Origin of the sequence: Streptomyces hilarionis (genome assembly GCF_024539675.1) — a bacterium.
Taxonomy (GTDB): domain Bacteria; phylum Actinomycetota; class Actinomycetes; order Streptomycetales; family Streptomycetaceae; genus Streptomyces; species Streptomyces hilarionis.
Genome location: NZ_JAHHIT010000109.1, coordinates 25,168 through 32,309 on the forward strand (window position 1 = coordinate 25,168; position 7,142 = coordinate 32,309).

Annotated in this window: 7 protein-coding genes and 1 tRNA gene; 4 read left to right on the forward strand and 4 right to left on the reverse strand. The window is 70.5% G+C overall.

From position 1 onward, the window contains the following. Positions 1–44: 44 nt before the first annotated feature. Positions 45–815 (reverse strand): ABC transporter ATP-binding protein, encoded by a 771-nt coding sequence (locus KMS84_RS25310; protein WP_256918761.1) that lies wholly within the window; start codon positions 813–815, stop codon positions 45–47. A gap of 418 nt (positions 816–1,233) precedes the next feature. On the opposite strand from KMS84_RS25310, the gene KMS84_RS25315 reads away from it, so the two are divergent. From KMS84_RS25315 to KMS84_RS25325, 3 genes are all read left to right on the forward strand, one after another. After that, positions 1,234–1,317: transfer RNA gene (locus KMS84_RS25315), tRNA-Leu, on the forward strand. Positions 1,318–1,444: 127 nt separating this feature from the next. Further along, the gene (locus tag KMS84_RS25320; RefSeq protein WP_256918762.1) at positions 1,445–2,620 is read left to right on the forward strand and encodes a 4-hydroxybenzoate 3-monooxygenase; all 1,176 of its coding nucleotides are present in this window, start codon (positions 1,445–1,447) and stop codon (positions 2,618–2,620) included. 211 nt (positions 2,621–2,831) lie between these two features. Continuing rightward, the gene (locus tag KMS84_RS25325) at positions 2,832–3,725 is read left to right on the forward strand and encodes a Bax inhibitor-1/YccA family protein (RefSeq protein ID WP_256918763.1); all 894 of its coding nucleotides are present in this window, start codon (positions 2,832–2,834) and stop codon (positions 3,723–3,725) included. A 180-nt stretch (positions 3,726–3,905) separates the two neighbouring features. Here the strand turns inward: KMS84_RS25325 and KMS84_RS25330 are convergent, their stop codons facing one another. Next, entirely contained in the window at positions 3,906–4,133 is a 228-nt protein-coding gene (locus KMS84_RS25330) for a DUF4287 domain-containing protein (protein WP_256918764.1), read from the reverse strand. Positions 4,134–4,237: 104 nt separating this feature from the next. Between KMS84_RS25330 and KMS84_RS25335 the strand changes: the two genes are divergently transcribed. After that, positions 4,238–4,549 carry a hypothetical protein gene (locus KMS84_RS25335; protein ID WP_256918765.1) on the forward strand — a complete coding sequence of 104 codons (312 nt, stop codon included), beginning with the start codon at positions 4,238–4,240 and terminating at the stop codon, positions 4,547–4,549. A 3-nt stretch (positions 4,550–4,552) separates the two neighbouring features. Here the strand turns inward: KMS84_RS25335 and KMS84_RS25340 are convergent, their stop codons facing one another. Together KMS84_RS25340 and KMS84_RS25345 are read right to left on the reverse strand one after the other, a co-directional pair. Beyond that, a complete protein-coding gene (locus KMS84_RS25340; RefSeq protein ID WP_256918766.1) occupies positions 4,553–5,353 on the reverse strand; it encodes a hypothetical protein in 801 nt (266 codons plus the stop codon). A gap of 296 nt (positions 5,354–5,649) precedes the next feature. After that, entirely contained in the window at positions 5,650–6,870 is a 1,221-nt protein-coding gene (locus KMS84_RS25345) for an acetyl-CoA C-acetyltransferase (protein WP_256918767.1), read from the reverse strand. Positions 6,871–7,142 lie beyond the last annotated feature (272 nt).

Sequence of the window (7,142 nt, forward strand, 5' to 3'; positions counted from 1 at the left end):
GTCTCAGTCCTGCTCGTCGGCGAGCGGTAGGTCCCGGTACGGGGTCAGCTGGTGCGGCCCTTGGCGTCGAACCGCTTCATGCGGTCGAGCACCGACTCGGCCGTCGGCCCGTGCACCTCGTCGACGATCCGCCCGTCCGCGAGGAAGACCACCCGGTCCGCGTAGGCCGCGGCCACCGGGTCGTGGGTCACCATCACCACCGTCTGCCCCAGCTCGCGCACGGAGTTGCGCAGAAAGCCCAGCACCTCGGCGCCGGAGCGGGAGTCGAGGTTGCCGGTCGGCTCGTCGCCGAAGATGATGTCCGGCCGCGAGGCCAGGGCGCGGGCGACGGCGACCCGCTGCTGCTGTCCGCCGGAGAGCTGCGAGGGCCGGTGGCTCAGCCGGTCGGCGAGCCCGACCATCTTGATGACCGTGTCCAGCCACTCCTTGTCGGGCCTGCGGCCCGCGATGTCCATCGGCAGCGTGATGTTCTCCAGCGCGCTCAGCGTCGGCAGCAGGTTGAACGCCTGGAAGATGAACCCGATCTTGTCCCGGCGCAGCTTGGTGAGCTGCTTGTCCTTCAGGGAGCCGAGCTCGGTGTCGCCGATGCGCACGGAACCGGAGGAGAAGGTGTCCAGGCCCGCCACGCAGTGCATCAGCGTGGACTTGCCGGAGCCGGAGGGCCCCATGATCGCGGTGAACTCGGCCTGGCGGAAGTCGACGGAGACCCGGTCCAGGGCGACCACCTGGGTCTCGCCCTGTCCGTAGATCTTCGACAGGTCCGTGGCGCGTGCGGCCGCTGTGGTGGTCCGGTCGGCGAGGGGGCTGGTGGTCACGGAGTGGTGCTCCTGTCGGGACGACGGCGGGTTCCTTGGGGACGTGAACCATCGTCCCGGCCGCCGGCCGCCGTGTAGTCAGCCGCTGTTCCGGTTCTGAGGGCAGACTCCGGACGGACCGCGGGCCCTCGTGTCATACCTGGGGATGACGTCCGCCCCCTACCCGCTCCCGTGCCCGTCCGCCGGTCGGACATTCGTCGAGAACCGGTGGAGCAACCTCGTTCGGACGGTGAAATTCCGTCATTCCGCATGCACAAGCGGTTTCCGCACGGGACGCTACTGGCAGGTGCGGATGGCGGGTTCCCGGTGCTGATGCACCCTCAGACATCAATAAAATAAGACAACATCGGGTCTGATCGTCCGCAGACGGGGGGACGGATCCCGATAGGGTCGGTAGCTCAAGCGGAGCCCTAGGCCTGCCCAGATGGTGGAATGCAGACACGGCGAGCTTAAACCTCGCTGCCCCTTCGCGGGCGTGCCGGTTCAAGTCCGGCTCTGGGCACTTCCGACGTCTCGGTGATCCCTCCACCGTCCCGACCGTTGACACCCACTGGACAGGGGCGCACACTCACGTCCCAGACGAGTGAAGAAAACTTCACTGTGCGAACAGCCTTCGAAGGGAACGCCCGATGCGCACCACCGTCGGCATCGTCGGCGCCGGCCCCGCCGGCCTCCTCCTCGCCCGCCTGCTCCACGTCGCCGGCATCGACTGCGTCGTGCTCGAGAGCCGCGACCGGGCCTACGTGGAGCACCGCCAGCGCGCCGGGATCCTGGAACAGGGCACGGTGGACGTCCTGCGCGCGGCCGGCGCCGGGGAGCGCATGGACCGGGTCGGGCTGCGACACGACGGCATCGAGCTGCGGTTCGGCGGGCGACGCCACCGCGTGGACTTCCCCGCCCTGACCGGCGGCCGGTCCGTGACGGTCTACGCCCAGACGGAGGTGTGCAAGGACCTCATCGCCCTCCAGCTCGCGCAGGGCGGCCCGCTGCTCTTCGAGGCGGAGGCGCTGGCCGTGGAGGACGCCGACACCGACCGCCCGCGCGTGCGCTTCCGCCACGAGGGCGTCGAGGACGTCCTGGAGTGCGACTACGTCGTGGGCTGCGACGGGTTCTGGGGCGTCGCCCGCAAGGCCGTCCCGGCCGGGACGGCCCGCGTCTTCGAGCGGACCTACCCCTTCGGCTGGCTCGGGATCCTCGCCGACGTGCCGCCCTCGCACGACGAACTCGTCTACGCCCGCCACGAGCGCGGCTTCGCGCTGCTCTCCATGCGCTCGCCGTCCGTCTCCCGGCTCTACCTCCAGGTGCCCCAGGACACGGACCCGCGCGCGTGGGCGGACGAGGAGATCTGGGACGAGCTGACCCGCCGCTTCGCGACCGACGACGACTGGCGGCTGGAGCGCGGACCGATCACCCAGAAGTCGGTCACCCCCATGCGGTCCTACGTCCACGAGCCCATGCGGCACGGCCGGCTCTTCCTCGCCGGGGACGCGGCCCACATCGTCCCGCCGACCGGCGCCAAGGGGCTGAATCTCGCCGTCGGGGACGTCGTCACCTTCGCGCGCGCCCTGACGCACCAGCGGCGGACGGGATCCCCGGCCCTCCTGGACGCCTACTCGCAGACCTGTCTGCGGCGCGTGTGGCAGGCGGAGCGGTTCTCCTACGACATGACGACCCTGCTCCATCCGGACCCGGGCGCCACCCCGTTCGAGGGGCGGCTCCAGCTCGCCCGGCTGGAGCGCATCGCCTCCTCGCGGGCCGCCGAGACCGATCTGGCCGAGGGCTACACCGGGTTCGCGTTCGATTGATCGAACAGCGGGGTTCGTCCGGTCTCCGTGGGATACCGGCCTTGTCCCGGCTTGGTCATGATCAGGGGCGGTCCGTAGCGGGAATGACCACGCGGCGTAGCGTGTTGCGCGACAGGATGAGGGAAAGATCCTCCCCAAGCACTAGGGTCAATCCTTTGCCTACCTATTACCCTTGAGCCAAGGCCGCGCAGTGTGGCCATGGAGGAGTGCAATGAGGAGCAGAAACCCGGTCTTCTCGCGACGGGGGTTCAGCCGCGACAACGGCTACGCGGGCTTCAACGCCGCGCCGCAGGCCGGGGGACCCGCAGTCGGCACGCAGCAGGGCAACCCGTACGCCCAGCAGGCCGGCAACCCGTACGCGCAGAACCCCTACGCCCAGCAGGACCTTCAGTACGGCGCCCCGCCGCAGGCCCCGGCCGCCACCGGCCGCATGACCATGGACGACGTCGTCGCGCGCACCGCGACCACGCTCGGCGCCGTGGTCGTCGCGGCGATCCTGTCGTGGCTGCTGCTGCCGGTCGACGAGGCCAACATCAACAAGTCGTACGGCATCGCCGTCGGCGCCGGTCTGGTCGCGATGGTGCTGGCGCTCGTCCAGTCCTTCAAGCGACGCCCGGTGCCCGCGCTGATCCTGTCGTACGCCGCGCTCGAGGGCGTCTTCCTCGGCGTGATCTCCAGCGCGGTGTCCACCTACATCGCGGACGGCGTCGTCGCCCAGGCGGTGCTCGGCACCATGGCGGTCTTCGCCGGCGTGCTCGTGGCGTACAAGGCGGGCTGGATCCGCGTCAACCGCCGCTTCTACGGCTTCGTCATGGCCGCCGCCATCGGGTTCGTCCTGCTGATGGCCGTGAACCTGCTGTTCGCGGTCTTCGGCGGCGGTGACGGCCTCGGCTTCCGCAGCGGCGGCCTGGGCATCGTGTTCGGCATCATCGGCATCATCCTCGGCGCCTGCTTCCTCGCCCTCGACTTCAAGCAGGTCGAGGACGGAGTCGCCTACGGCGCCCCGCGCGAGGAGGCCTGGCTCGCCGCCTTCGGCCTCACGATGACGCTGGTGTGGATCTACATGGAGTTCCTGCGACTGCTGTCGATCCTGAACAGCGACTGACCCGCCGCACGGCGGGCGACAACGCGGCGAAGGGCCCCGGGACACCGTCCCGGGGCCCTTCGCGTGCCGGCGTGCGTGCGGCGCGAGCGCGTCAGTGCCCTGCTCCGGGCTCAGGCCGCTCGCAGCCGCGCTGCCTCGTGCCGGGCCCCGCGACCCCCGGCAGGATCCGCACGGCAGGCCCTAAGTCAGTTTGCGCGCGGCCCTCCTCAGGTCGTACTCGTGGATGATCGCCTTGGCGTGGCCGTACGCGAGGTTGTGCTCGGCACGCAGCCAGCTGACCTTCTCCTCGAAGCGGAGAGCGGGGCCTTCGTCGACGGTGCGCAGCCAGTCGGAGACCTCACGACCGGTGCAATGGGGGATGCGGGCCAGTATGTTGCGGTGGGTCTCCTCGGAGAGGACATGGGACATCGGCGCCTCCGGTAGCAAAGGGGATGTAAGCCGGTCCTTCAGGTCACCGTGCCTGAGTGTTCGCCCGTTGGCAACAGTCCCGGTGCGACGCGTAGTCTCGCGGCGTGGCTGATACGACGTCCCTGACCCGTGCGGTGGATCACTTCGCCGACCGTCTGCGCGCCGCCCCGCAGAGCCGGCTGCAACGAGGCGCGGCCGCCGAGGCGCTCGCGCTGGCCCGGGAGTTGGCCCGGCGGACCCAGCTCGTCGAGGAGCCCGGCACACCGCTGCGGCAGATGCCCGACGCCGGGATGTTCGCCGCCGCCGACCAGGTCACCGTCGCCGCACACGACCTGGCCCTCGTGCTCACGGACGAGGGCCAGATCGAGGAAGCGGTGGAACTGGTGGCGCAGGCGCAGAAGCGCGCCGGCGTGTGAGCCTCACAGACTCGCTATGACCCGGTCCGCCAGGATGTAGACGTTGTCCGCGCCGCACTGGAACGTCAGGGTGTAGGCGCCGGAGACGCCCGAACCGCCCAGCAGGAACGGGGTCTCGCCCGCGGTGAGGGCCGCGGCGAGGCGTTCGGCCGTCTCGCGGTGGCCCGGCGTCATGCACAGGGTGGTGCCGTCGGCGAAGACGTAGACGTCGAGGGTGCCCAGCGGGCCGGGGCGCACGTCGGTCAGTTCGACCTGGGACGTCGCGAGTTCCTCCAGGGTGGCCACCGTGCGCTCGTGGTCGTTCACGACGGGTGACTGTACCGGCACGAAGTCGGGGTGGGACGGGTGGCGGCGGCGGGCCGCCGCGAGCTCCGCGGACTCGCCGCTGAAGTCGTCGCCGTCCGCGGTGGGCTCGGCCACCGGCTCCAGCCCGATGAAGTCCGCCTGGCGGGGCAGGAACAGCTCGCTGTCGGGCAGTCCCAGCAGGGACGGGGCGTCCGAGCCGTCACGGGCCTCCTGGGCCGCCCAGAAGGCGCGCGCCTCGGCGAGTTCCCGCTCCCGCTCCTCCGCGAGGGCCTCGGCGACCGCGGCGCGTATCTCAGCCGCGTCGGCGGTGGTGCGGGCGGCCGGCACGAAGCCGCGCAGGTGCGCGGCCGCGCTCTCGGCGCTCTCCGCGTTCCTGGCGAGCTCGGCGTGCAGGGCGGCGACCTGCCGGCGCAACTGCAAGAGGGTGCGCAGGACGGCGACGCCCACGGCGCCCGTGGCGGCCGTGGTGACCAGCAAGGCGATCGGCATGGCGCTCACTGACGTACTCCCGGTTCAAAGTCGACCCCCGACTTCCTACATCAGCTTGAAGGGTGGACTATCCAGCTGTCAGTGCGTAACGTCACGAAACGGACAGGACTTTGGGCCTGGGGTTTACTGCCGAAAGGCGCTGAGCTGGGTAAATCCCTCCGGGGAGGGAGATAGGTCACATCCTGGGGGAGATTGGATCACAAAAAGGCCCGGAGTCCAGGTGCTTTCCGGACTCCGGGCCGAACCGTGACGGCAGGTGCCGGAGCGGCTACGCAGAGGCTCCGTCAGGTCGCCGCCCCACGAGGTCAGCTCAGGCGCTCGATGACCATCGCCATGCCCTGGCCGCCGCCCACGCACATGGTCTCCAGACCGAACTGCTTGTCGTGGAACTGGAGGGAGTTGATCAGCGTGCCGGTGATCCGGGCGCCCGTCATGCCGAAGGGGTGGCCGACGGCGATGGCGCCGCCGTTGACGTTCAGCTTGTCGAGGTCGATGCCGAGGTCGCGGTAGGAGGGGATCACCTGGGCGGCGAACGCCTCGTTGATCTCGACCAGGTCGATGTCGTCGATGGTGAGGCCGGCCCGGCGCAGGGCCTGGTTGCTCGCCTCGACCGGGCCGAGGCCCATGATCTCGGGGGACAGGCCCGAGACGCCGGTCGACACGATGCGGGCGAGCGGGGTGAGGCCGAGTTCGCGGGCCTTGGTGTCGCTCATGACGACCACCGCGGCCGCGCCGTCGTTCAGCGGGCAGCAGTTGGCGGCGGTGACCAGGCCGTCGGGGCGGAACACCGGCTTCAGGCCCTGGACGCCCTCGAGCGTGACGCCGGCGCGCGGGCCGTCGTCCTTGCTGACGACCGTGCCGTCGGGAAGCGTCACCGGGGTGATCTCCCGCTCCCAGAAGCCGTTCTTGAGGGCTTCCTCGGCGAGGTTCTGCGAACGGACGCCGAACTCGTCCATGTCCTGCCGGGTCACGCCCTTGGCGCGGGCGAGGTTCTCGGCGGTCTGGCCCATCGCGATGTAGGCGTCGGGGACGAGGCCGTCCTCGCGCGGGTCGTGCCAGGAGGTGCCCTCCTGCTCGGCCACGGCCGCGGTGCGGGCCTCGGCCTCGGCGAAGAAGGGGTTGTGCGTGTCCGGCAGGCTGTCGGAGTTGCCCTTGACGAACCGGGAGACCATCTCGACGCCCGCCGAGATGAAGACGTCGCCCTCGCCGGCCTTGATGGCGTGCAGGGCCATGCGGCTGGTCTGAAGGGACGAGGAACAGTAACGGGTGATCGTGCAGCCGGGGAGGTGGTCCATCCCCATCTGCACGGCCACGATGCGGCCCAGGTTGTTGCCCTGCTCGCCGCCGGGCAGGCCGCAGCCGAGCATCAGGTCGTCGATGTCCCTCGGGTCCAGCTCGGGGATCTTGGCGAGGGCGGCCTGGATGATCGTGGCGGTGAGGTCGTCCGGGCGCAGGTCCTTCAGGGAGCCCTTGAAGGCGCGGCCGATGGGCGAGCGGGCGGTCGAGACGATGACTGCTTCGGGCATCACGGCTCCAGGGGACTGTTCGTACGGGCACGGCTGCTTGGGAAGTTACCCGGACGTATGGCCTGGGTCACGGGGGTGGGGATGTGACCCTGGCCGCAATTTACTAAGCGCTTGCTTGGGCCTCCGGCGGTGGGGTGGGGGCGCCGGCCCCGGGGGCTGTGCCCCCGGAACCCCCTGTCGGCCCTGAAGGGCCTCGTCCTCGAACGCCGGATGTGCTGGATGGTGCGGGTGGGCTGGACGGCGCCGACGGGGGCTGCGCTGGATGGCGGGGG